We start from the raw sequence: 24,213 nt of genomic DNA on the forward strand, positions 1-24,213 counted from the left end.
GTATCACGCAACACGCAGTACGTCGCCTTACCCCGGGATGGCGGGTCTCCATCCGCGCTGTACGTGAGTCACGTGTCTGGGAGGGCGCATGAGTCCACAAATCGCAACGATCATCGGTCTGGTGATCATGTTCATCGTCGCCACCGCGATGCCGATCAACATGGGCGCCGTCGCCTTCGCGCTGGCCTTCATCATCGGCGGGCTGTGGGTCGACATGGGCGGCAAGGAGGTCCTGGCCGGCTTTCCCGGCGATCTGTTCCTGACCCTGGTCGGCATTACCTATCTGTTCGCCATCGCGCAGAAGAACGGCACCATCGACCTGCTGGTGCACTGGGCAGTGAAAGCCGTGCGCGGCCATATCGTGGCCATTCCGTGGGTGATGTTCGTCATCACCGCGGTCCTCACTGCGTTCGGTGCACTGGGCCCAGCGGCGGTCGCGATCATCGGCCCGGTCGCGCTGCGCTTTGCCAAGCAGTACAACATCAATCCACTGATGATGGGCCTGCTGGTCATCCATGGTGCGCAGGCGGGCGGCTTCTCACCCATCAGCGTGTACGGCAGCATCACCAATGGCGTGGTGCAGAAGGCCGGGCTGGAAGTGACCGAGATGGCGGTGTTCCTGACCAGTCTGGGCTTCAACTTCATGATGGCGACGATCTGCTTCTTCGCCTTTGGTGGCATCGCCCTGCTGCGTCGCGGTTCGATCACCGAGGCTGGAACGCTCGGCAATGCCGAGCTGGCGATGGCCGGTGGCCCGCAGGCGTCGTCGCGCCAGTTCGCGATCGAAGGCCATGGTGCGCTGGTCGCGGCCGGCGGTGGCACGCTCAGCAATGATCCGGCGGCACTGGATGCGGTGAGCCTGACCCGCGAGCGGTTGTTCACCCTGATCGGCCTGCTCGGCCTGGGCGTGGCCGCGCTGATCTACAACCTCAACGTCGGCCTGGTCTCGATCACCGTGGCTGTCGCGCTGGCACTGCTGTCGCCACAAAGCCAGAAGGGTGCGGTCGATGGCATCAGCTGGTCCACCGTGCTGCTGATCTGCGGCGTGGTGACCTACATCGGCGTGCTTGAACATGCCGGCGCGGTGGACTTCATCGGCCACGGCGTCTCCAGCATCGGCATCCCGCTGCTGGGCGCCCTGCTGGTCTGCTATGTCGGCGGCATCGTGTCTGCATTCGCCTCCTCGGCGGCGGTGCTGGGCGCGACGATTCCATTGGCGGTGCCGTTCCTGATGCAGGGCCACCTGGGTGCGGCCGGCGTGATCTGCGCGCTGGCGGTGTCGTCCACCATCGTCGATGTCAGCCCGTTCTCGACCAATGGCGCACTGGTGGTGGCCTCGGCCGCGAAGGAAGAACGCGAGACCCTGTTCCGCCGCTTCCTGGTGTACAGCGGCCTGGTGGTGGCCCTGGGGCCGTTGCTGGCCTGGCTGGTGTTCGTGGTACCAGGCTGGATGTAATCACCCAACGGTAGTGCCGGCCGCGGGGCGGGCCCCGCAGAGAGGCCAACCCCCAAACAAGGGTGGGCGGGCCCGGGCGGGAGGTAATCACCCACCGGTAGTGCCGGCCGCTGGCCGGCACTCTCATGAAGCCATCCAGCAATCATGGGTTGCCGGCCAGCGGCCGGCACTACCTGGCGGTACACTTCCTCCATGGCCATTGCCCCTGCCCCGCGGTCACCGAAGAAGCGCGCACCTCTGTACGAAGAGGTGGCCGAACACGTGCGCGAGCGCATCTACGATTACCGGCTGCCGCCGGGAGAATGGATCGACGAGCCCGCGCTGTGCGAAGAACTGGGCATCAGCCGCACGCCGCTGCGCGAGGCGCTGAAGCTGCTGGCTGCCGAAGGCCTGGTGCAGATCGATGCCGGTCGTGGCAGCCGGGTCACGCGACTCACTCTGGAAGACCTCAACCAGCTGTTCCCGGTGATGGCGATGCTGGAAGGCCGCTGCGCGCATGAGGCGGTGAAGCACATCGACGATGCCGGCGTGCAGCAGCTCGAAGACCTGCATGCGGCGATGGAAGCAGCGGCGGCCGAGGGCAACATCGCCGAGTACTACCGCAACAACTACCTGATCCACGAAACCGTGCAGCATTACGCGGGCAACCCGTGGTTGATCCGCATCACCCACGACCTGCACCGCATCCTGAAGATGCATCGTGGCCGTCAGCTGCTGACCCCGGGTCGCACCGCGCAGTCGCTGGCCGAACACCGCGAGCTGATGGAATGCTTCCGCCGCCGCGACGCGCAGGCTGCCGAACGCACCATGGAACGCCATCTGCTGAGCCAGGGCCAGGCACTGGCCGCGTATGTGGCGGCGGGCGGGCTGTTGAACGTGCCGGCGCCGTTGCCGACCGAAGGCGGCGGCTGAGCTGTTGGGGTTGCCGGCCAGCGGCCGGCACTACCAGGACGTGACCTTGGCCGGCACCCTGGGACGTCTCATCAATCGCCGCCACCGCAGCTGCCGCCGTCACCCCCACCACCATCACTGCTGCAGTCGGAGCTGCTGTGGTTGTGCTGGCTGTAGTTGTCGCCGGAATACCCGCCCGAATAGTCGTAGGCGCCGCCGAGACCGTTGTCCCCCCGGCTTCCCGAGCCATCGGCCGTGGCCACCGCCATGCACAGGATCGCACCGACCAGCGGCAGCAGCCAGATCAGCAGCACCTGCACCGTCCGGCCGCGCGCCGACAGGCCATCACGCCTGACGATCACCACGGTAGCCACCACGTTCAGGCCCAGCACCAGCAGGACCAGCAGAAGGGCAACGATCAGCATTCGGCGACTCCGTGCCTGGACTGGGGGGGCATTATGGCCTGCCACCCAGGCAATGGCCCTGCCTGTCATGAAGATGGGACAATGTAGGGCGCGCCGCCCTGCCCCGTGGCCGCCGGCGCCCCCCGCACCACACGGAAGAAGAAGAACAACAACATGCTGAAAGTCATTTTCGATACCGACCCGGGCGTCGACGACGCCCTGGCCCTGCTGTACCTGCACAAGCACGCCCAGATCGACCTGATCGGCGTCACCACCACCTTCGGCAACGCCTCGGTGGAGTCGACCACGCACAATGCGCTGTACCTGAAGCAGGCTTGGGGCTTTGCCGCTCCGGTCGCGCGCGGTGCCGGTGGCCCGCTGCAGCCGGAAGCCACCCCGGAAGCCTGGCCGGTACACATCCATGGCCACAACGGCCTGGGCAACCACCCGGTACCGGCCAGCCTGGACGTGGCCGCCGATGGGCGCCCGGCCCATCAGCTGATCATCGACCTGGTCCGCGCCCATCCGGGCGAGGTGACCCTGGTCGCGGTCGGCCGCATGACCAACCTGGCCCTGGCCCTGCAGCAGGCGCCGGACATCGCCGGCCTGGTGCGCGGCGTGGTGATCATGGGCGGCGCCTTCCACGTCAACGGCAACATCACCCCGGCCGCCGAGGCCAATATCTGGGGCGATGCCGAAGCGGCCGACGTGGTGTTCACCGCCAGTTGGCCGGTCACCGCCATAGGCCTGGACGTGACCACCCGCGTGGAAATGGACCGTGACGGTCTGGACAAGCTGGCGGCGATCGGCGGTGCCGACGCCGAGCTGGTCCGTGCGCTGTCGCAGGACTACGTGGACTTCTACCTGCAGGCCGGTCACAAGGGCATGGTCGTGCATGACTGCTGCGCCTGCATCGCGCTGACCCGCCCGGAGCTGTTCCAGTTCGAGCGCGCCAGCGTGCGCGTGGCCACCGACGGCGTCGCCCGCGGCATGACCATTCCCAAGCCGGAAGGCCTGGCGTTCGGCCCCAGCGTGTGGGACGGCCACGTGGTGCAGTCGATTGCCATCGGCGTGGATGCGGCCGCGGTACTGGCCGACATCGAGCAGACCCTGAAGGTCTGACCGTCTAGCGCGTGGCCCTGCCCGGGACCGTCTCGGGCAGGGTCCACAGCACCGGCAGCACCAGCACCGCCACCAGCGCGATCATCGCGCCCGGCGCCGCTGCCCAGCCACTGCGCTCCACCCACCATTGCGCCAGCCATGGCGTTGCCCCGCCGAAGAAGGCGGTGGCCATGGTCACCCCCAGTGCCAGCCCGCTGACCCGGCCCTCGCCGGGGAATTGTTCGGCGGTGGCCGGCGCCGCCACCGCGCTCACGCCACCGGCCACGCAGGCCAGCAGCACCGCCGCCAGCGCGATGCCCAGCGCAGTCGCCTCCGCCATCCACGCGAACAGAGACAGCGGCAGCAGCGCTGCCAGCACGGTCAGGCCCAACAACACCGGCCGTCGTCCAACGCGGTCGGACAAGGCACCACACAGCGGCGTGATCGCGATGACCGCCACTGCCGCAATCGTCGACAGCCACAGTGCATCACCTTCGTCATGCCCCTGCGCATGCAGGAATGCCGGCACATAGGTGATGCCGACGTAATAAGTGATCGAGCCCAGCGCCGAGATCGCGAAGGTGCGTGCCACCGCCAGCGGATGGTTGCGCAGTACGTGGCGAAGCGGTGTAGCCGGAATGCTGCCCTCGCGGCGCTGCCGCTCGAACTCCGGCGACTCGTGCATGCCCGAGCGCGCGACCAGGATCACCAGTGCCAGTGCCGCACCGACGAAGAACGGAATACGCCAGCCCCAGCTGTCCAGCTGCGCGGTGGGCAGCAGCGCAACCGTAAGCGCCGAGATCGCCACCGCCAGCAGCGCCCCCACTTCACTGGCCGCCGATGCCAGCGAGGTCACCAGGCCGCGTCGCCGCACCGGCGCGCTTTCCAGCAGATACGCCACCACCCCGGTGTACTCACCGCCCACCGAAAACGCCATCACGCAGCGCAGTACCAGCAGCAGCACGCCTGCCGTGGTACCTGCGGTGGCCGCTGTCGGCAGCAGTGCGGTGGCCAGCATCGCCGCTGCCATCAAGGCCATCGATGCCAGCAGCATCCAGCGCCGGCCGAGGCGATCACCGAGGTGGCCGAAACACAGCGCGCCGAGCGGGCGCATCAGATAGGACACCGCGAAGCCCGCGAGCGTAACCAGCATCGCCTGCTCGCCGCCGCCGAAGAACACCCGCGACAACACCGTGGCGAAGTACAGATACAAGGTGAAGTCGTACCATTCCACCACCGTGGACAGGCCCGCCACCCACATCGAGCGCTGCCGCGCCGCGGTCATTTCATTCATGGCCGGAGGGTGTCACGCGCGGGGTGATGGCGCGGTGCACCTGCAGCCGGGATCGGATCCCGCTCCCGCAGGGAATGGGCTCTGACCCCAAGCAGGCGGTTGCGGGGTCAAAGCCCTTTGCCTTTGGCAAAGGGATCCGACCCCACCTGCTGCCCCAACCATCAGCCCGGCAGCTGCAGTAGCGCCTGGAGCCCACCGCCCTCGCGGTTGCGCAGCTGCAGCGAACCGCCCAGCGACTGCGCCAGCTGCACCGCGATGGACAGGCCCAGGCCGGTGCCGCCGGTATCGCGGTTGCGCGAGCTTTCCAGCCGATGGAACGGCGCCAGCACCGCCTGCAGCTGGTGCTCGGGAATGCCCGGGCCACGATCGGAAACGCTGATCCATACCCTGCCGGCCTCATCGCGGCCCGCCCCGATCTCAGCGGCACCGGCGTAGCGCAATGCGTTGTCGACCAGGTTGCCGACCACCCGTCGCAGCGGCTGCGGCCAGGTCTGCACGATCAGTCCAGCGGGCGCACCGCCACTGACCGGCTTGCCCATGTCCTCGTAGTCGCCGACCACACTGGCCAGGAACGCACCCAGGTCCATCGCCACCGGCGCACCACTGGCGACGTGGCTGCTGCGCGCATAGGCCACACCCTCTCGCACCAGTTGCCCAAGGTGTTCGAGATCGGCCATCAGCCGCTGCTGGGTGCTGTCTTCAGGCAGCGTCTCCACCCGCAGCTTCATGCGTGTGATGGGGGTCTGCAGATCGTGCGAGATCGCTGCAAGGATCTGCAGGCGCTCACTGACATGGCCACGAATGCGTGCCTGCAGCGCGTTGAGTGCGGCCGCCGCACCGCCCACTTCTACAGGGCCATCTTCAGGCAGTGCCGGTCCGTCGTTGCCCGGCTGCAGCTGTTCCACCGCATGCGACAGCCGCTGCAACGGGCGCATGGCCAGGCGCACTGCCAGCCATGCGCACACCAGCAGCAGCGCCAGCTGCACAAGCAGTACGGCGGGCAGCCAGCGTGCCAGCGGCAGGCCCGACGGGGTGACTTCAATGGTCAACGGCGTGCCGTCGTGCAGGCGCAGTTCCACCTCGAACCGCTCCGGCAGGCGAGCCACCTGGCGCGCCTGCAAGAGATAGCGGTGCTGCAGGCTGTCGTCGATGATCGCAGTGACCTGGCGTGCACGATCGGTCTGCAGCCCGGGCCCGGCCGTAGCCGGGCGCAACAGGTAGCGGTAGGTGCGCCGCTCCAGCCGCGGCCCCCAGGCATCGCGCTGCTCTGCGGGCAGGTGCTCCAGCAGCGCGACACTTACTGCCACGTCTTCATCCAGGTTGCGCAGCATCATGCTGCGGGTGGATTGGTAGCGTTCGAAGAACAGCAGGCCGAAGGACAGCGCGTGGGCCAGCGCCAGTCCGCCCAGCAGCACCAGCAGCAGCCGCGCCGACAGCGTGCGCGGCCAGCGTGGACGGCGTGCGCCGGTGTTCATTCGTCCGGCCCCAGCAACTGCACCGGCACGCTGAACACATAGCCTTCGCTGCGCACGGTCTTGATGTAGGTCGGCTCGCGTGCGTCGTCACCCAGGCGCTGCCGCACGCGGCTGACCAGCAGGTCGATCGAGCGGTCGAACAGTTCGGCATCGCGGCCCTGGGTGAGGCTGAGCAGCTGGTCACGGCTGAGCACGCGATTGGCATGATCGAGGAACACGCGCAACAGGCGGAACTCGGCACCACTGAGCGGATACGCGGTGTCCTGCGCATCCAGCAGATGGCGTGCGGTGGTATCCAGGCGCCAGGCACCGAAGGCCAGTTGGCGACCGGCTTCGCTCACCTGCAGGTTCGGCGGCAGCATCCGGGTGCGACGGATCACCGCATTGATGCGTGCCAGCAGTTCGCGGGAAGAGAACGGCTTGGTCACGTAGTCGTCGGCGCCCATTTCCAGGCCGATGATGCGGTCGGTCTCGTCGTCGCGTGCGGTCAGCAGCACCACCGGCACCGCACGATGCTTGCCGGCACGCAGGTTGCGGCACAGGCTCAGGCCGTCTTCGCCCGGCATCATCACGTCCAGCACCACCAGGTCCACCGCGTGGGTATCCATCAGTGCGCGCATGGCCCGGCCACCGTCGGCCTGGCTCACGCGCAGGCCGTTGCGTTGCAGGTAGTCGGCCAGCATCTGGCGGATCTCACTGTCATCGTCGACGACAAGGATGTGCGGTACAGGATTCATTGCGTTCTCGATGAAGGCAGGGGGCAGCGCCGCGCGGCGCGGCCATGGTAGCGCGGCTCAGGGGCTGGCCAGCAGGCGCTGGATCTCGCTTTCGGTACGTGCGTAGTCGCCCTCACCGTAATGGCGATAGACCACCCGCCCCTGCCGGTCGAGCAGGTACAGTGCCGGCCAGAAGCGATTGCCCCAGGCGTTCCAGATCCGGAACTGGTTGTCCTGCACCACCGGCCAGGTGATGTCCAAGCGGCCGATGGCCCTGCGCACGTTGCCGGGCACGCCCTCATAGGCGAACTCCGGCGTATGCACGCCGATCACCTGCAGGCCCTGCGACGCGTAGCGTGCATGCCACTGGTGAACATACGGCGCTACATTGAGGCAGTTGCTGCATGTGTAGGTCCAGAACTCGACCAGTACCACCTGCCCCCGCAACTGCTTCAGTGTCACCGGTGGGCTGTTGTGCCAGGGCCCGCCACCGCCGAACCCCGCCTTCGGTGCTGCGTCGAGCGGCTGCGCGCCGGCCTCGGCACCGGGCCATGCCAGCAGCAACACCGCTCCACCCAGCAGGCCCAGCAGCAGGGGCAGTGCATACCCTCGTAGTGCGGCCATCGCTCAGCCCCCCTGCTCGGCCAGCGGCAGTTCGGCCGGCTTCACGCCTGCCGCCTCCAGGATGCTGTCGGCCACCTGCGCCGGATGCGAAAGCAGCGACACGTGGCTGCTGCCGATCGACTGCAGCTGTGCGCCGATGCGGCGTGCGGTGGCGGCCTGCAGCTGCGGCGACAGCATTCGATCGTCACGGCTGAGCACGTACCAGCTTGGCTTGCTGCGCCATGCCGCAACGTTCACCACCTCGCCCAGCGCGCTGGCCTTCAACGGGACCTGCGTGCTGTACAGCAGTGCGGCCGACTTCTTCATCACGTCCGGCGCGAAGTCCTGGGCGATGGCATCAGCGGGCAACGTCAGGTAGCCATCCCTTTCCTGCAGTCGGGCCAGGCCCGGACCGACCGGGAAACCTTCGCCCTGTTGCGCCGAAGACTGCCCTGCATCCGGTGCGAAGGCCGCCACGTACACCAGCGCCTGCACCTTCGGGTCATCGCCCGTCTCGGTGATGACCGTACCGCCCCAGCTGTGGCCGACCAGCACCACCCTGCCGGGCGCGGCGGCAATGGCGCGACGGGTGGCGGCGACGTCGTCGGCCAACGAGGTGAGCGGATTCTGCACGGCCACCACCGGCAGCTTCCAGTCATGCAGGGTGCTGATGACCCTGTTCCAGCTGGAGCCATCGGCGAAGGCGCCGTGCACCAGGATGACGGTGGGCGGTGCAGCGGTATCGGCCTGGGTAGCGAAGGCGAAGGAGGGGGCGGCGGCGCCGGCAAAGGCGAGAGCGGCGGCAAGCAACGAGCTACGGATCATGGGTGGCACTCCGGTGTTGGGAGTGGCCATTTCCGCTTGCCGGTGTATCGGCGCTGTTTCTCCGCGGCGCAGAGTTGTACCGGACTGTAGGGCGCAGGCGTGTTTCTACAGTGGGATACATTCGGGCGCCGCGCCCGGCCAGGCACTACCGGGTGGAAATGGTTCCCCGCGCGCGGGCGCGCAACGCCCCGATGTGCATCAACGCATCGTCTTTGTATCTGACTGTAGGAAACCTCGGCCGCGGCCACAGTCGCTGACAAAACCCCGGGCAACGGCACACGTTGCCGATACCTGCGCCGCCTGAAATGGCCTCCATCGACCACTGGCCCGCAGGACACCACCATGATCAGCACCGCCTCTTCCGTGTATACCCCCCGCCTGGACGCCGTCGGCCGCTGGCTCTCGCCCTTGGCGCTGCGCGCCCTGCTGGCCTGGGAGTTCTTTGAATCCGGTCGCGAAAAGCTGGGTGGCCAGAACTGGTTCGCCGATCTGGAAGGCCGCTTCCCGTTCCCGTTCTCCACTCTGCCCGCGTCGCTGAACTGGCAGCTGGCCACCTGGCTGGAACTGGTGGGTGCAGTGATGCTGCTGCTCGGCCTGGCCACGCGCTCGGTGGCCTACGTCTTCTGGGTATTGACGGTGGTCGCCATCGCCGCCGTGCACTGGCCCGACCAATGGAATGGCCTGGGCGAACTCTGGCAGGGCTATGCAATCACCGACCAGGGCTACGGCAACTTCAAGCTGCCGCTGCTGTTCCTGGCCATGCTGCTGCCACTGATCCTCAACGGCGGTGGCGCACTCAGCGTGGACCGACTGCTGGCCGGCTCGCGACACGCCCCCGTCGGCGATGACGGCCTGGGCTGGGGCGTCAGCCTGATCGCCCTGCTGCTGCCGGTTGCCGCGCTGCTGCCCGGCATCGGCTTCGGCGGTGCCCTGCTCGGCGGTGTGCTGCTGCTGGGCCATCTGCTGCGTCGTCGCCGCAGCGCCTGATCTGATCTGCCTTTTCCCACGCGCCTCTTTCCGTCGCCTCTTCGGCGGCGTCCATCCCGCACGCCCCGCGTGCTTTCGCAAGGAGTCATCACCATGTCCGTCTCGACCAAGACCACCCTCTCCTCCCGCCTGCCGCGCGTCGGTGCCATCGGCATCGCCCTGGCCGGTGGCCTGCTGCTGGCCGGCCAGGCCGCGGCGATCCAGCCGCTGGCGATCAGCGCGGTGGCCATGAGCGCTGCCGCCGAAGGCAAGTGCGGTGAAGGCAAGTGCGGGGCCAACAAGGCCACCACCGGCAAGCCCGCCGGCAAGGCCAAGGTGGCCGAGGGCCAGTGTGGCGAAGGCAAGTGCGGCGACGCCTCGTTTGCCCGCACCGATCGTGACCACGACGGCAAGGTCTCGCGTGCCGAGTTCAACGCCGTGGCCGCCAAGCGTGCCGCCGAGTTCGACCGCATCGACACCGACCACGACGGCTACATCACCGAGCAGGAAGCGCACGACTACCTGCGCAGCGTCTACACCGCCAACGGCAAGCCGATGCCGAAGGGCCTGTTCTCCCGCGTTGCCGATTGATCGACGTTCAACCGGCGCCGCCTCCGAGGCGGCGCCCTCTCCCTGGAGCATCCGCCATGTCCCTGCCCCTGCCCTCAAACGCCGCCGGTCTTGGCCTGCGCCGTGGCCTGATCGACGAACTGCTGGCCATGCCGGCCGGTGCCATCGACTTCCTCGAAGTTGCGCCCGACAACTGGATCGGCGTCGGTGGTGCACACGGTGCAGCGCTGCGCAGGTTGAGCGAACGTCACCCCCTGACCTGCCATGGCCTGTCGCTGTCGCTGGGCGGTCCTGATCCGCTGGACCGCACCCTGCTGGCACAGACGCGCGACTTCCTCGACCTGCACCAGGTGCAGCTGTACAGCGAACACCTGAGCTACTGCACTGCCGGCGGCCATGTCTACGACCTGCTGCCGCTGCCGTTCACCGACGAAGCCGTGCACCACGCCGCGGGCCGCATCCGCCAGGTGCAGGACACGCTGGGCAGGCGCATCGCGGTGGAGAACATTTCCTATTACGCGGTGCCCGATGCGGAGATGAGCGAGATCGACTTCATCAACGCCGTGCTCGCCGAAGCCGACTGCGACCTGCTGCTGGACGTCAACAACGTCTTCGTAAACGCCTGCAACAACGGTTACGACGCCTTCGAATTCCTGGCCCGCGTGCCGTCCCACCGTGTCGCCTCGCTGCACGTAGCGGGTCACTTCGATGAAGACGATGGCTTCAAGATCGATACCCACGGTGCGCCGGTGAAAGGTGTGGTCTGGGCGCTGTTACGCGCGGCTTATGCGCGGGTGGGCGTGCGCCCCACGCTGCTCGAACGCGACTTCAACTTCCCGCCCCTGGCAGAGTTGCTGGCCGAGGTCGAGCAGATCCGCCAGGCGCAGGCCGATGTGCTGCTGCCGAAGGTGGCCCATGGCTGACTCCCTGGCCACCCTGCAGCAACGCTGGGCCGATCACGTACGCGACCCGTCTATGCCCGCGCCCGATGGCATCGACGCGCGGCGGCTGGCGGTCTACCGCCGCCTCTGCATCGACAGCCTGGACAGCCTGCTGGCAGGCAGCCTGCCGCGCCTGCAGGCGCAGCTGGGCGGGGCGCGCTGGCGCAGCCTGGTCGAGCACTACTACGCACACCACGTGTGCCATACCCCGTTGTTCCCGCAGATCGCCAGCGAATTCGCAGCCTGGCTGGCGATGCAGGACGCGCTGGCACTGCCGACTTGGGCAGCGGAACTGGCGCACTACGACAGCACGCAGCAGTCGCTGCACATTGAAACGCGCGCCGCCGGGCGTTCGCTGCATCGCGTTCCGGTGGATAGTGATGTGCTGGCAGTTTCGCCGTTGGTGCGGGTGCTTGGCTACCAGTGGCCTGTGCATGAGGACCCGATGCTGGGCAATGCACCGCCCACGATGCCCACATTGCTGCTGCTACGACGCCCGGGCGATTTCAGCCTGCGGGTCGAGGAACTGTCGCCGCTGGCGTATGCGCTGCTGTTGGCCTTCGGCGATGGCGGAAACCGCGTCGATGAAGCACTGCGTGCACTGGCCGATGCCCATGGCGTGGCAACCGACGAACTGCATGCGGTTGCCTCGCCACTGCTGGGCGAGCTGTACGCGGCCGGCGTACTGGTTGTGCCGAACGACTGTTGAAGGTGCCGGCCAGTAGCCGGCACTACCGATTCCTGGGCCGACCAGCGGCCGGCGCCCCCCCACTCCCTGATTCGAGGTTTGATCATGACTGTTTCCAACACGTCCTTCCTGCACGGCTGGCGCCTGTTCGTAGCCATCGGCGTGGTCCTGATCGCGTTCGCACTGACCGCCTTCGCCCTGCATCCCGATGCAGCCGAAGGCAGCCGTGCGACGATCCGGGTCACTGCACGCACATCGTTCCTGCTGTTCCTGGCGGCGTTCACGGCATCGTCGTTCGCCAGCCTGCTGCCCGGCCCGTTCACTCGATTCCTGCTGCGCGAACGGCGCATCATCGGCCTGTCCTTCGCGTTCTCGCACCTGCTGCACGCAGTCGCCATCACCAGTTTCGGCATCCTCAACCCAGCGTTCTGGCCAGCACGCTCGGCGCTGGCCAACCTCCCGGGAACGGTGGGCTACATCGCCATCCTGGCGCTGGCCATCACCTCGCATCGGGGGCTCGCCCGGCGCATGGGACCCACGGCCTGGCGTCGCCTGCACGTGACCGGCATGTGGATCATCGCGGCGGTGTTCACCTACTCGTACTTCAAGCGCGTGCCCGGCAACTTCTGGTATGCAGTGCCGTCGGCGCTGCTGTTCACTGCCTTCGTGGTGCGCTGGATCGCCAAGCGGGCGCAGGCGCTTCGCCGAAGCGCGCATGCGCGGCCGCCGCTGCGGGCGGTCTGACCCCATCATGCTGCCCCATCAGCCGTCACGTGTGGCGCGATAGGCAGCGTAGGCATCGAGGATCTTCTGCAGCCGCGCGTGTTGCTTCGCCCCCATGGATACCCGTTGCACGCGCTTCAGCAACGTCTTCCACATGTATCCGGACCGGAAGAAATACGGCCGCACTTCAAGGAAGGTCAGCGCGACATCCAGCGTATCTGGATCATGTTCGGCCAGCCGTTTCAGCGCGTTGGCGTAGCCGCCCGGAAACGCCAGACGCGCGTAGTTCTGGTGGAATTCTGCACAGGCCGCAGCGTGCCGCTCCCGATCCTCCGGCCCACGCCAGCGCGCGCCCGCGGTATTGCGGATCACCTGGCGCAGCCGGTTGATCTCATCGGCATTGGCTCGGATCAGGCGTTCCATCGGGGCGCGGGGATGGGACATGGTTCCTTCCATGTGGTTTGTCAGGGGTCAGATCCCGTTCCCCCAAGGGAAAGGGATCTGACCCCGCCTGAGGTCACGGCGCGCGGCGCAGGGTGATCAGGGTGATTTCCGAACGCACGCCGATGCGTGCCGGGAAACCTGCCCACAGGCCTGCACCATTGCTCACGTACAGGGTCATGCCATCCACGTCGTAGCGACCGGAGACATAGCCACCGTTGGCCCGCTTCACCAGCTGGTCCATGCCGATGATCTGCCCGCCGTGGGTGTGCCCGGACAATTGCAGCTTCACGCCACGCGCGGCCGCTTCGCGTGCATTGCGCGGGCGATGATCAAGCAGGATCACGGGTGCCGTCGGATCGGCACCGGCCAGCGCGGCACCCAGGTCCGGCAGCGGCAGGCCGTAGCGTGCGGCCACCGGATCGGTGACGCCAGCGATGGTCAGCGCCGCATCACCGCGCCGCACCTGCAGGTGGCTGTTCTCCAGCACCTGCATGTGCAGCGCGCGGAACGCCTGCATCCACGACTGGTACTGCGCGTAGTACTCGTGGTTGCCGGTGATGGCGATGACGCCGTCCGGTGCATGCAGGTCAGCCAGCGGCCGCGCGTCGTCGCGGCGGGCCTCGACGCTGCCATCGATCAGGTCGCCGGTGATCACGATCAGGTCCGGCGTCAGTGCGTTGCTCTCGTCCACGACCCTGCGCACCCAGTCGCCGGTCAGCAGGCGGCTGGCATGGATGTCGGTCAGCTGCAGCACGCGATAGCCATCGAACGCGGCGGGCAAGCCGGCAATGCTCACCTCGATCTGCCTGGGCTTGGGTACCGCCATGCCTTGGCTGACGCCGTAGCCACTGACCAGCAGCGCCAGCACACCCGCCGCCGGGCGCAGCTTCGGCGCGCGCAACGCCGAAACAGCACGTGGCCTGCGCAGGATGCGCGACACCAGCAGGCCCGCGTCCAGCACCAGCAGGACCAGCGCCAGCAGCAGTACGGCAGTCGAACCCGTGGCCAACGAGGCGATGGCCAGCTTCGGAATTTCCGGCGAGGCCATCGTGCCCCAGAACATCGCGACGATGCGCAGCTGCACGGCAACGCCCACCAGCAGCAGCGACAGCACGACCTTCATCCAGACGGGCATGCGCAGTGGCCAGAACAGGCGCCAAGCCACATACAGGCCCATCAACAAACCGATCGTACTCAGCACTGCAACCATCCGGGAAAGAAAGCGGGCCCGCCATGGTGACGGTTGCGGGAGGTGTTGTGTAGAGCCGAGCCGTACCCGGCTGCTCAGGAAGCAGTCGAGCATGGCTCGACTCTACAGAGGGCCGGTCGAGCAGGCTCGACTCTACGAAAGACCGATGCGTTCAACCCGCAGGCGGGCGATGCGACGCTTTTCCATTGCCAGTACGGTGATGCGTACATCCGCAATCTCCACCGTGTCACCGATGTCCGGCAGGCGCCCCAGACGCTCCAGCACCAGACCGGAGATGGTCATGTAGCCGGCACTGCGCGGCAGCGAGACGCCGGACAGGCGCTGCAGGTCGTCCAGGGTCAGCGCGCCATCGGCTTCCCAGCAATCTTCACCCTGCGCCACCACGCCATAGCGCTCGTCCTGGGTGTCGACCAGGTCACCGGCAATGGCCGCCAGCAGATCGTTGGCGGTCACCAGGCCTTCCACACTGCCGTACTCGTCCACCGCCACCGCCAACGGCACCGGGTGCTGGCGGATCAGTTCCAGCGCCTGCAGTGCGCTGGCGCTGGACAGCACGTACTGCGGCTCGCGCAGGTTGCCCTCCAGCTGCAGCGGCCTGCCCTGCAGCAGGCCGGCCAGAAGGTCGCGGCTCTGCACCACGCCGCGCAGGCTGTCCAGGTCGCCATCACCCACCAGCAGGCGGGTGTGCGGCGATGCCACCAGGCGTGCCACCACATCCTCCTGCCCACGTGCCAGGTCGATCCACTGCACGTCGGCACGCACGGTCATCACGCTCGACACCGGGCGATCAGCCAGGCCCAGCACGCAGCGGATCATCTCGTGCTCGGCCGGTTGCAACCGCTCTTCGGCATCGACGTGTTCGTCAGCGCTTTCGTCGTCGTGGCCATTGGCCGGGCGCGCGCCCAGCATGCGCAGCACGGCGTCGGCGGTACGCTGGCGGAACGGCTGGCGGCGCTCGTTGCGCTCGCGATTGAAGCGCACCCACTGGTTGAAGGCTTCAACCAGGATCGAGAAAGCAATGGCCGCGTACAGATAACCCTTCGGGATCTTGTAGCCCAGGCCTTCGGCCACCAGGCTGAAACCGATCATCAACAGGAAGCCCAGGCACAGCACGACCACCGTGGGATGCTTGTTGACGAAGCGGGTCAGCGGCTTGCTGGCCACCAGCATCAGCGCCATCGCGATGGTCACCGCGGCGTACATCACGCCCAGGTTGTCGACCATGCCGACCGCGGTGATCACCGAGTCCAGCGAGAACACCGCGTCGAGCACCACGATCTGTGCCACCACCATCGCGAAGCTCGCGTAGACCTTCTTGCCATCCTCGTGATGCTCGCGGCCCTCCAGCCGCTCGTGCAGTTCCATCGTGCCCTTGAACAGCAGGAACAGACCACCGCCCAGCAGGATCAGGTCACGCCCGGAGAAGCTGTGGTCGAACAGCGTGAGCAGCGGCTCGGTCAACTTCATGATCCATGCCAGCGCGGCCAGCAGCACCAGCCGCATCAGTAGGGCCAGCGCCAGGCCGATCACCCGCGCGCGGTCACGCTGGTGCGGCGGCAGTTTGTCGGCAAGGATCGCGATGAACACCAGGTTGTCGATGCCGAGAACGATCTCCAGCACGACCAGGGTTGCAAGGCCCATCCATATCGAAGGGTCAGCCAACCATTCCATTTCAGGTCCGTTCCGTCAGTAGGTAAGGGAAAGGGGAAACACTCAGTCAGCGTCCTGCGCCTGCGCCGGGTCATGCCCGAGCAAGTCACCGGGCGTGCACTGCAGCTCACGGCAGATCGCATCAAGTGTGGAAAAGCGGATGGCACGCGCCTTGCCGGTTTTCAGGATCGACAGGTTGGGCAGGGTGATGTCGATGCGCCCGGCCAGCTCGGACAGGGTCATGCCCCGTTCCTGCAGCATGCGGTCCAGGGTGATGACGATCGCCATCAGATGACACCGTCGAGGTCATCGCGCATCGCCGCACCCACGGCAAACACGCGTGCCAGCACGAACAGCATCAGCACCGCGACCAGGCCGGTGATCGACATGCCGCCGCCCACCTCCATCCAGGTGAAGTCCGGGCCCATCCAGGCGGCGTAGGCGCCGATCAGGATCGACAGCACCTCCATCGACAGCATCAGCCAGGCCATGCGCTGCAGGCGCTGTGCATTGGCGTGGGTGAACGGCCGCTCGCGCGCCGCCGACTTCAGCAGCCGCAGCAGGTGGCGCAGGAACATCAGGCACAGCACCAGCAGCGCGACGATCGCGCCCAGGCCCAGGCAGAAATGCAGGAACAGGTCGCTGCCATGCACGGCAGCGGCATCAGCGTCGTGGATGATGTCGAGCAGCCAGCTGCGGTCGTGGGCGACCAGCGGCATGGCCAGCAGTGCGGCCAGGATGCCCAGCCAGCACATCGCCCGCACCGCCTGTACGGCGGCCTGGGCCAGGGTGAACAAGCCTCGCGCGGGTCTGGCGCGGGCGGGACGAAGGGTCAAGCGGCCTCCGGCATTGGGGTGGCCTCGCCGCCCCGGGTGGATTTATCGATAAACGATATATCACTTGCCGCGTGAAAAGCTGAATCGCGAGCGTGGGCCCTTTCAGCGCTCAGGCGCGCCCTGCTCCAGCATCGCTTCGCCCGGGGCCGCCGAGGCCATTGCCTGCACGCCGGCTTCGGCTGCCTGCCGCGTGACCAGGCGGAAGCGCACCTGCAGCTTGCCCTGCCCCGGCGTCGCCCAGCCGTACTGGATGGCCACCTGATCGGCCGACAGTGGCCCACGCCCTGGCAGCGACCGCACCTGCAACGGCTTCGGTACGGCCTGCACCAGCCGGGCGAATCCCTTCTGCACGACCGCCGCGTCGGCCTTTTCGGCGTAGACCGTACACGTGCCATCGTCAGCCCAGCTCACCGCATAGCGGCCACTGGCCAGAGGCACCATCCAGGCCACGCCCGATTGCCCCTGCAACAGCGTCGCGGCTTCGGCGGGCTGCAACGGCGACAGCCCATTGGATTCCATCAGCGACTGCAACCGCGCCGGGGCCCCGATGTGCTGCATGCAGGCAGTATCGAACAGCTCGCTGAAGGGATCCTGCGCAGAGGCCTTGGCCTTGGCAGTACGCGCAGGTTGCGCCACCGCCAGGGTGGGCAGCAGGGCCAAAGCCAGCCAGAACGCAGGACGCATCGGGATTCCACGCTACGGAAAACAGCAGGGAGGATGGCAAAGCCCGGGCGTGCCGCGCAACAGTCGCGATGGCCGCCGGCCTCCCTCTGCCGGGGTCAGACTGCTATTTCGCCCTGGTCCTCGCCATCCCAGTAGTGCACGCGGATGGCCCGTACGTGGATCAGTACCAGCCCCGGGGTATCTACTCCCTGTTCGAACCACCGCTCAAGATCCTTCACCCAGTGCTGTGCCATTACGCCCCTGTCCCGGATCAATGCGGCCCTGCCTTGGACGTGGACGAACAACGGTGGCCTGCCCAGCAGCGACTTGCTGCCGGAAAAACCCAGCGCGACGGCGGAGTCGGCTTCAATCTCGCGCACCATGTCAGTGTCTTCCGTGGTGAAGAACCAGCTGTCACCGTCATAGTCCACGTCACCGTTGTTGCTCATCGGACGACCCGCAATCTCTCCACCGGCGTGGGTCTGCAGCATGGTGAAATCAATGCCAGCCATTTTCTTGGCCAGTTCGGGCAGGGTGAGCTGGGTCATGACGTCGTCCTTCATTGGTTCATCGGATGGATTTCCAGCGTCTGCGCAGAGCGGTGACCGAAGCGTGGATGGGCAGTTGCGGCCTCTTCACAGAAAACGAGATAGAGCGCTTGGCGGGTGCGTGACGCGGTCCACATCCTCACACCCGGGTTAGCAACAGATGCACGTCCCATCCCGCGCCGGATGATCGCGCGTACGCTACGCCGGGTGCATGCACGCATCGGCTGACACGTACCCTCAACGCGTGATGCGACCGCCACCCGCCACCCGTACCCGATCACGCCCTTGCGCCTTGGCCTGGTACATGGCCGCATCGGCGGCACGCAGCAGGGTCCGCCAGCCCAAGGCGTCGGTAGCACCGCGGGCCACGCCGAAGCTGGCGGTCACCCGCAGCACGGTGCCGCCGGCCACCACGATGTCCAGCTGCTGCAGCGCAAGCCGCAGCGATTCGGCCAGCTGTCGGCCAGCGGCCAGGTCACCGTCGGCCAGCAGCACCAGGAACTCCTCGCCGCCGTAGCGGGCAATGCTGTCGCTGCGACGGAGATGGCGCTGCAGCAGTTGCGCTACCTGCACCAGCACTTCGTCGCCGGCATCGTGGCCATGGCCGTCGTTGATCGATTTGAAACGGTCAACGTCCAGCAGGATCACCACCGCACTGGCGCCGCCCCCGGCGTGCCGCTGCTGTATCAGCTCGTCCAGCGCACGCCGGTTCAGAAGGCCGGTCAGCTCGTCGGTACCGGCCAATTGGCGCAGCTCGCTGGTCAGCGCCGAACGCTCACGCGACTTCTCGCGCAATACCTCGATCGCATCGAACAGCCGCTGCATCTCCGCCAGTGGATGGGTGACATGCTGCTCTGGACCCGGCGCTTCAGAGGCGATCTGGATCACCTGCCGCTGTGCCTGCAGCAGCGGTCGCAGGATCTGCAGATGCGCGATGCGCAGCGCCACGCCCAGCACCAACAGGGTCCCCAACGCCGTCGCCGCCAGCACCGCCAGCCGCGTCGCCTCGCGGTTGCGGGTGTGTTCGAACCTGGCGATGGACACACTCAGGTAACCGTCACGCAGCGCCTCAAGCGACTGCAGGGTCGGCACGTAGCGCGTGGTGAACTCGGCAGCGGTCCACGGCGGCGGCAGGCCACGCCGTCCGTCGTCGATCAGCTGTTCGATCATCGGCAGTGACTCGCCGAAGAACTGCCGTCGCGCCATATCCCAATGCCAGGACAGTGTCGGATCACTGCGGAACACCGATTCGTGGCTGCCAGCCAGCCGCCACAGCTCCAGCAGGCGCCCCTCGGTCTGCAGCGCCGCGCGCACCTGTTCGTTGCGCCAGGCTCCGGGTACCGCCACCGGCGCCATCACGTTGGAGGCAAGGCGCCCGCCGTGCTCGCGCAGGTCGATCAGCACCTGGCCCTGCATGGCTGGAATCGCCGCTTCGCGGTCGGCCCGGACCAGTACGTTGATCTGTGCCGAGGTCAGCAGGTGCAGGCGGTCCACCACGGCAAACATCCCGCTGATCGCGCGCTCCACGTCTTCGACGCGTCGTGCGTCGCGCGGCTGCGCTGCCACCCGGTCAACACCCGCGCGTGCCGACTGCAGTCGACGTTGCGCGTCCGCCAGCATCCCATGCTCATCCACCACGGCCGGATCGGCCGTGAACACGGCATCCAGTTGCTGCAGCGCGGTGTCTACACGCCTGCGCACCACGGCCAGCTGCAGCACAAGCCGCGCATGCTCCCTGGCATCGGCCGGGTCGGCACCGAGCAGGCTGTTGGCCGGGCCGCGTTCAGCCGAGACCAGGTTGGCCAAGTCAAAGGTCTGGCGCAGCTGGCGCAGGCTCACCAGGTTGTCCTCGGCAGCGCTGTAGCGCAGCGTGCCCTGGACCAGCGCGATGGCCATCAACGGCAGCGTACAGACCACGAACAACCCGCCCAGGATCCAGACCCAGGTCCGCAATCCGATGGGCGATGCCTTGCCGGCCATGCAAATTTCCCCTGAAGTGCGGATCACTGTAGCCGCCGGCCCCGGCAGCGCCAAGCCAGTGTCGCGCGAACCGTGACCATCGGTATACCGCAGCCACCGCGAACGCGCCGGCAAGGTCTCAGCCCGCGCCGGGCTGGGGCGAATGCGTCACACCCTGCCGTACTAGATCCAGCGCTGGTCGACCAGTTCGCGCTTCACGTAGGCGTAGAACACCGGCGCCGCCACCAAGCCGGGCAGGCCGAACGCCGCCTCCATCACCAGCATCGCCAGTAGCAGCTCCCAGGCGCGGGCCTGGATTTCGCCCCCGACGATGCGGGCGTTGAGGAAGTACTCCAGCTTGTGGATCACGATCAGGTACAGCAGCGCCGCCACCGCCACATAGAACGAAACCGACAGCGCGACGATGGTGATGATGGTGTTGGAGATGATGTTGCCCACCACCGGCAGCAGGCCGGCGATGAAGGTGATCAGCACCAGGGTCTTGGACAGTGGCAGGTGCACGCCGAACAGCGGCAGCACGCCCAGCAGGAAGATGGCGGTGAACACGGTGTTGAGCAGGGATATCTTCACCTGCGCGAACACCACCTGGCGGAACGCGGTGGCCAGCCGGCTGGTGCGCCCTATCAGCTCCTGCGCCAGCGGCCCCATCTGCGGCAGCGGCAATTCGTCATACAGCGCGATCATCGCGCCCAGCACCATGCCGATCAGTACGCGTACGCCCACCTGCACCACCGACGTGCCGGCCACGCCCAGCTGGCGCTGGTGCTCGGCGGCCCAGTCATTCAGCGCCGCGCGCAGCGCCGGCATGTCCTCGGGGATGTACGGCTGCAGCAGCGCCGGCACCTGGTGCCGCGACGAATTGAGGATCTCCATCAGCCGCGCCAGCAATGCGTCAGGCCCACCGGTCTCGTTGCGGAAAAATGACGCCACGCCGATCCCGGCCAGTACCAGCGCACTGATGATCACCGCTGACAGCACGATCACCGCGATCGCCCGCGCCCGGCCTGGCGGCAGCCTGCCCTCCACGGTGGAGGCCAGCAGGTGGGTCAGCTGGAACACCAGCAGGCCCGACAGCAGGGTTACCACCAGGCCCAGCTTCAGCGCCAGCCACATGCCCAGCAGCATCATCAGCCAGGCCGCGATCCTCGGGACGGGGGGCTTGGGCTGGGCAACGAGGGCGTCTTGCATGGGCGGCACGTCCGGGCAGGGTGGCCCATGGTAGAGGATTGGCGGCGATGATTCCGGGAGCAGGATGAACAGGCAACACACGCGGATTCCGCCGCCCCGTCCCCGTCCATCGGCACGTCCGCAATCACGCCCGGATCACACCCGGTCCAGCGCCAGATACCGCGCCGTGCGCACGATCGTCTCACGCTCGCCGAAGCTGGCCAGCTCGCCGGCAACACGCCCGCTGTCGCCAGTCGCTGCGATCTCCTGCAGGGTGCGCTGCATGGCCCGGATTGCAGCGCGCTGCAGGTCCGAGGGAATGATCACCAGCCGGTAATCGAGTTCGGCCAGCCGCGCCACCGGCACCAGCGGCGTCTTGCCGCTGTGGAACATGTTGATCAGCTTCGGCCCGGGAACCTGCTGCGAAATCACCTCGATCTGCTCCAGGGTTTCCGGTGCCTCGATGAAGATCATGTCCGCGCCCGCATCCACATAGGCCTGCGCCCGTTCGATCGCAGCATCCAGGCCTTCGCAGGCGATGGCATCTGTACGCGCGATGATCATCAACTCCGGGTCAATCCGCGACTGGCAGGCGACGCGGATCTTCGTGCACATCTCGCCCGCGTCGACCAGCGTCTTGTCATCCAGGTGTCCACAGCGCTTGGGGAAGGCCTGGTCCTCGATATGCAGGGCGGCAACCCCTGCCCTTTCGAACGCGCGCACCGTGCGTTCAACATTAGAGGTGCCGCCGAAGCCGGTGTCAGCGTCGGCGATCACCGGCAGATCGCATGCATCGACAATCCGCTCAACCTGCGCAAGCACTTCGCTGAGGCCGAGCAGGCCGATGTCCGGCACGCCGGCCGAACGCGCGAAGGCGCCGCCGCTGGCATACACCGCATCGAAGCCGGCCAGCTCCACCAGGCGTGCCGACAATCCATCGAATGCACCTGGCGCAATCACGCTGCCCTGTCGGAGCAGATCGCGCAGCCGACGTGTCTTTTTCATGTGGTCTCCCTTGTAGTTGGACATCTGCCGTGGGATACCGATGATGTTGCCGCCACCGGCGACCGTCCAATACCGTGTTCGTACAGCACCAGAACGTTTGAGGTTCCAATGGAACTGCGGCACCTGCGCTACTTCGTCATGACTGCCCAGCTGCAGAGCTTCACCAAGGCCGCCGAGGCCCTGCATATCGCCCAGCCGCCGCTCGGGCAGCAGATCCGCGCCCTGGAGGAAGAGATCGGCACACCGCTGTTCCACCGGCAGGGACGCGGCATCGTGCTCAGCGATGCTGGGCGGGTATTCTGGAAAGCTGCGGAGGACATCCTCGCGCGCGTCGACCAGGCCAAGGAGGAGGCGTTGCGCGCCGCACGCGGCGAGGTCGGCACGTTGACATTGGGGCTGACCGAATCGGCGACCTACAACGAGGCGGTCACCGCGCTGATGCGCAGCTTCCAGCGGGCGCATCCGGCAGTGCAGGTGCAGCTGGTCGAAGATGGCAGTGAATCCCTGGTCCGGCGCCTCGATGATGGCGAACTCGATGCAGTGATCGTGCGCCCGCCGTTTTCCAATACCGGTGAACGGATGACACAGCAACTCAGTGCCGAGCCACTGGTCGCAGTACTGCCGGCCGATCACCCGTTGGCGTGCCGGACGAACATCGCGCTGGCCGAGCTGCGCGGCGAGCGCTTCATCCTGTTCTCGCGGAAATCGGGTCAGGGCCTGAGTGCAGACGTCGTCGCTGCCTGCCGCAGCCAGGGCTTTGCGCCCACCATCCAGCAGGAAGCGCCGCAGGTGGCTTCAGCGATCAACCTTGCCGCTGCCGGCCTGGGCGTCGCCATCGTGCCGGCCTCGATGCAGAGCATGCACCGCAGCGGCCTTGCTTTTGTTGCGCTGGAACTGGGCATGCCGACCACCACGCTGCAGTTGGCGGTGCGCTGCAAGCCTCCGGCAACGGCCGCCCAGCTGCTGGCCTGCGCCAGAGACGTGTCAACACCTCATTCGCCATAGCTGGCGGTGTTCTTGCCCTGGCGCTTGGCGTGGTACAGCGCGCGGTCGGCCAGTGCCAGCCAGTCTTCGACGCTGCCACCGCGCGGCGTCGCCGCGATTCCGATGCTGACGCTGAACTCGATGCCCGGGGTTGCCTGCCGTGCTGCCTCCAGAAGTTGCAGCCGAACCCGCTCTGCCACATGCATCGCATCGATGGGCGCACAGTCCCGCAGCAGCACGACGAACTCGTCACCTCCCAGCCGCGCAGGGGTATCGCCAGGCCGGGCGAAGGCGCGCAACGTGGACGCGATATGGCGCAGCACTTCGTCCCCGGCGCGATGACCGTGCGAGTCATTGATGCGCTTGAAGTCATCCACATCAAGCATCAGCAGGCAGGCCAAACCACCCTGCCCCTGCGCCTTGTCCAGTGCCTGCTGCGCACGGACGATAAGGAAGCCACGGTTGGCCAGTTCCACCAACGGATCCATCCGGCTCAACCGCTGCAGCTGCCGGTTCTGCGATTTGACCCGCCGCGCCAGCTGCCAGCTGAGGATGCTGAGGCCGATGCCGTAGACGAACAGGAACGGCACGCTGAGCACGATCGTGCGCTGCGATGACACCGGCTGGTAAGGAAACCCGAGCCCCCACCAGGTGAGCGCGAACCCCACTACCAGTGCCAGTGTGGCCCGTACCGCCAGCTTCACCCCACCGGCGGCGATCTTGTCGGCGACCAGCAGCGCGGCGAACAGCGCACTGGGTACCACGCTGAGCCCCATGAAGGCGATCCAGCCACCTCCAAAGAAGGAATCAACCACCATGCAACGGAACTGGACCACCGCAGGCTGCCGTGAGCGCTGGGTCAGCACCAGCGCGAGCGCCGGCCAGGCCAGCGCGTTGAGCAGCAGCAACACCCAGGCCCACAGGCCGTCCTGACGTTCAAGAATGATCGAGGCGATGGGAATCGCGCCCAGGCCATTGCCCACGAAGCGCATCCAGCCGATGCGACGTGCCGCGCCGATGCCTTCGACCGCGACTTCCGTCGAGTCCGTCAAGAACGGCATTGCCGACCCCCT

26 protein-coding genes are annotated in these 24,213 nt (G+C 67.0%); 9 read left to right on the forward strand and 17 right to left on the reverse strand.

All coding sequences use genetic code 11. The features are described 5' to 3' along the window. The first annotated feature begins 88 nt into the window (after nucleotides 1-88). Nucleotides 89-1,456: an SLC13 family permease gene (locus V3B46_RS05880; RefSeq protein WP_329891368.1), complete on the forward strand. Its 1,368-nt coding sequence runs from the start codon at nucleotides 89-91 to the stop codon at nucleotides 1,454-1,456. 192 nt (nucleotides 1,457-1,648) lie between these two features. Next, nucleotides 1,649-2,368, forward strand: a complete 720-nt coding sequence (locus V3B46_RS05885) for a GntR family transcriptional regulator (protein WP_012510388.1) — start codon at nucleotides 1,649-1,651, stop codon at nucleotides 2,366-2,368. Between the two features lie 71 nt (nucleotides 2,369-2,439). Here V3B46_RS05885 and V3B46_RS05890 read toward each other — a convergent pair whose 3' ends face one another. Continuing rightward, the gene (locus V3B46_RS05890) at nucleotides 2,440-2,772 is read right to left on the reverse strand and encodes a hypothetical protein (RefSeq protein WP_329891369.1); all 333 of its coding nucleotides are present in this window, start codon (nucleotides 2,770-2,772) and stop codon (nucleotides 2,440-2,442) included. Between the two features lie 153 nt (nucleotides 2,773-2,925). Between V3B46_RS05890 and V3B46_RS05895 the strand changes: the two genes are divergently transcribed. Further along, on the forward strand, nucleotides 2,926-3,873 hold the full coding sequence (locus tag V3B46_RS05895) for a nucleoside hydrolase (protein ID WP_154262727.1): 948 nt from the start codon (nucleotides 2,926-2,928) through the stop codon (nucleotides 3,871-3,873). Nucleotides 3,874-3,877: 4 nt separating this feature from the next. Here V3B46_RS05895 and V3B46_RS05900 read toward each other — a convergent pair whose 3' ends face one another. From V3B46_RS05900 to V3B46_RS05920, 5 genes are all read right to left on the reverse strand, one after another. Further along, nucleotides 3,878-5,137, reverse strand: a complete 1,260-nt coding sequence (locus V3B46_RS05900) for an MFS transporter (RefSeq protein WP_154264923.1) — start codon at nucleotides 5,135-5,137, stop codon at nucleotides 3,878-3,880. A gap of 170 nt (nucleotides 5,138-5,307) precedes the next feature. After that, entirely contained in the window at nucleotides 5,308-6,621 is a 1,314-nt protein-coding gene (locus V3B46_RS05905) for an ATP-binding protein (protein ID WP_329891370.1), read from the reverse strand. Further along, a complete protein-coding gene (locus V3B46_RS05910) occupies nucleotides 6,618-7,358 on the reverse strand; it encodes a response regulator (RefSeq protein ID WP_049443785.1) in 741 nt (246 codons plus the stop codon). The genes V3B46_RS05905 and V3B46_RS05910 overlap by 4 nt, the downstream gene beginning before the upstream one ends. Nucleotides 7,359-7,415: 57 nt before the next feature. Further along, nucleotides 7,416-7,961 (reverse strand): redoxin family protein, encoded by a 546-nt coding sequence (locus tag V3B46_RS05915; protein WP_329891371.1) that lies wholly within the window; start codon nucleotides 7,959-7,961, stop codon nucleotides 7,416-7,418. A gap of 3 nt (nucleotides 7,962-7,964) precedes the next feature. After that, nucleotides 7,965-8,765 carry an alpha/beta fold hydrolase gene (locus V3B46_RS05920; protein WP_329891372.1) on the reverse strand — a complete coding sequence of 267 codons (801 nt, stop codon included), beginning with the start codon at nucleotides 8,763-8,765 and terminating at the stop codon, nucleotides 7,965-7,967. Nucleotides 8,766-9,107: 342 nt separating this feature from the next. Between V3B46_RS05920 and V3B46_RS05925 the strand changes: the two genes are divergently transcribed. The 5 genes from V3B46_RS05925 (at nucleotide 9,108) to V3B46_RS05945 (ending at nucleotide 12,674) form a co-directional block, all read left to right on the forward strand. Next, nucleotides 9,108-9,752: an HvfX family Cu-binding RiPP maturation protein gene (locus tag V3B46_RS05925; protein WP_329891373.1), complete on the forward strand. Its 645-nt coding sequence runs from the start codon at nucleotides 9,108-9,110 to the stop codon at nucleotides 9,750-9,752. Between the two features lie 93 nt (nucleotides 9,753-9,845). Continuing rightward, nucleotides 9,846-10,322: an HvfA family oxazolone/thioamide-modified RiPP metallophore gene (locus tag V3B46_RS05930; protein WP_329891374.1), complete on the forward strand. Its 477-nt coding sequence runs from the start codon at nucleotides 9,846-9,848 to the stop codon at nucleotides 10,320-10,322. A gap of 56 nt (nucleotides 10,323-10,378) precedes the next feature. Then, on the forward strand, nucleotides 10,379-11,224 hold the full coding sequence (locus tag V3B46_RS05935; RefSeq protein ID WP_329891375.1) for an HvfB family MNIO-type RiPP peptide maturase: 846 nt from the start codon (nucleotides 10,379-10,381) through the stop codon (nucleotides 11,222-11,224). Next, complete coding sequence (locus V3B46_RS05940) at nucleotides 11,217-11,951, forward strand: HvfC family RiPP maturation protein (RefSeq protein WP_329891376.1); 735 nt, start codon at nucleotides 11,217-11,219, stop codon at nucleotides 11,949-11,951. The genes V3B46_RS05935 and V3B46_RS05940 overlap by 8 nt, the downstream gene beginning before the upstream one ends. Nucleotides 11,952-12,035: 84 nt before the next feature. Further along, nucleotides 12,036-12,674 (forward strand): ferric reductase-like transmembrane domain-containing protein, encoded by a 639-nt coding sequence (locus V3B46_RS05945; protein WP_329891377.1) that lies wholly within the window; start codon nucleotides 12,036-12,038, stop codon nucleotides 12,672-12,674. An 18-nt stretch (nucleotides 12,675-12,692) separates the two neighbouring features. On the opposite strand, the gene V3B46_RS05950 is transcribed toward V3B46_RS05945, so the two are convergent. The 10 genes from V3B46_RS05950 to V3B46_RS05995 all read right to left on the reverse strand — a co-directional run bounded on the left by V3B46_RS05950 (nucleotide 12,693) and on the right by V3B46_RS05995 (nucleotide 22,156). Next, on the reverse strand, nucleotides 12,693-13,076 hold the full coding sequence (locus tag V3B46_RS05950) for a hypothetical protein (protein WP_329891378.1): 384 nt from the start codon (nucleotides 13,074-13,076) through the stop codon (nucleotides 12,693-12,695). Between the two features lie 94 nt (nucleotides 13,077-13,170). Further along, entirely contained in the window at nucleotides 13,171-14,307 is a 1,137-nt protein-coding gene (locus V3B46_RS05955) for a metallophosphoesterase (RefSeq protein WP_329891379.1), read from the reverse strand. A 132-nt stretch (nucleotides 14,308-14,439) separates the two neighbouring features. Beyond that, a complete protein-coding gene (locus V3B46_RS05960) occupies nucleotides 14,440-15,978 on the reverse strand; it encodes a TerC family protein (RefSeq protein WP_329891380.1) in 1,539 nt (512 codons plus the stop codon). 42 nt (nucleotides 15,979-16,020) lie between these two features. Continuing rightward, a complete protein-coding gene (locus V3B46_RS05965; protein WP_329891381.1) occupies nucleotides 16,021-16,245 on the reverse strand; it encodes a helix-turn-helix domain-containing protein in 225 nt (74 codons plus the stop codon). Continuing rightward, nucleotides 16,245-16,712 (reverse strand): DUF2975 domain-containing protein, encoded by a 468-nt coding sequence (locus V3B46_RS05970; protein ID WP_329891486.1) that lies wholly within the window; start codon nucleotides 16,710-16,712, stop codon nucleotides 16,245-16,247. Before V3B46_RS05970 ends, V3B46_RS05965 begins: the two co-directional genes overlap by 1 nt. A 183-nt stretch (nucleotides 16,713-16,895) precedes the next feature. Then, nucleotides 16,896-17,477 (reverse strand): NMCC_0638 family (lipo)protein, encoded by a 582-nt coding sequence (locus tag V3B46_RS05975; RefSeq protein ID WP_329891382.1) that lies wholly within the window; start codon nucleotides 17,475-17,477, stop codon nucleotides 16,896-16,898. Nucleotides 17,478-17,572: 95 nt separating this feature from the next. Beyond that, nucleotides 17,573-18,004: a pyridoxamine 5'-phosphate oxidase family protein gene (locus V3B46_RS05980; RefSeq protein ID WP_154262712.1), complete on the reverse strand. Its 432-nt coding sequence runs from the start codon at nucleotides 18,002-18,004 to the stop codon at nucleotides 17,573-17,575. 237 nt (nucleotides 18,005-18,241) lie between these two features. Further along, the gene (locus tag V3B46_RS05985) at nucleotides 18,242-19,984 is read right to left on the reverse strand and encodes a GGDEF domain-containing protein (protein ID WP_329891383.1); all 1,743 of its coding nucleotides are present in this window, start codon (nucleotides 19,982-19,984) and stop codon (nucleotides 18,242-18,244) included. Nucleotides 19,985-20,146: 162 nt separating this feature from the next. Then, complete coding sequence (locus V3B46_RS05990) at nucleotides 20,147-21,172, reverse strand: AI-2E family transporter (RefSeq protein ID WP_106467348.1); 1,026 nt, start codon at nucleotides 21,170-21,172, stop codon at nucleotides 20,147-20,149. A gap of 135 nt (nucleotides 21,173-21,307) precedes the next feature. Next, complete coding sequence (locus V3B46_RS05995) at nucleotides 21,308-22,156, reverse strand: isocitrate lyase/PEP mutase family protein (protein WP_329891384.1); 849 nt, start codon at nucleotides 22,154-22,156, stop codon at nucleotides 21,308-21,310. 108 nt (nucleotides 22,157-22,264) lie between these two features. Between V3B46_RS05995 and V3B46_RS06000 the strand changes: the two genes are divergently transcribed. After that, entirely contained in the window at nucleotides 22,265-23,161 is an 897-nt protein-coding gene (locus V3B46_RS06000; protein WP_329891385.1) for a LysR family transcriptional regulator, read from the forward strand. Here V3B46_RS06000 and V3B46_RS06005 read toward each other — a convergent pair. After that, complete coding sequence (locus V3B46_RS06005; protein WP_154262710.1) at nucleotides 23,149-24,201, reverse strand: sensor domain-containing diguanylate cyclase; 1,053 nt, start codon at nucleotides 24,199-24,201, stop codon at nucleotides 23,149-23,151. The genes V3B46_RS06000 and V3B46_RS06005 overlap by 13 nt on opposite strands. Between the last annotated feature and the right edge of the window lie 12 nt (nucleotides 24,202-24,213).

It is taken from the genome of Stenotrophomonas sp. SMYL11 (genome assembly GCF_036320005.1).
Lineage (GTDB): Bacteria > Pseudomonadota > Gammaproteobacteria > Xanthomonadales > Xanthomonadaceae > Stenotrophomonas > Stenotrophomonas maltophilia_A.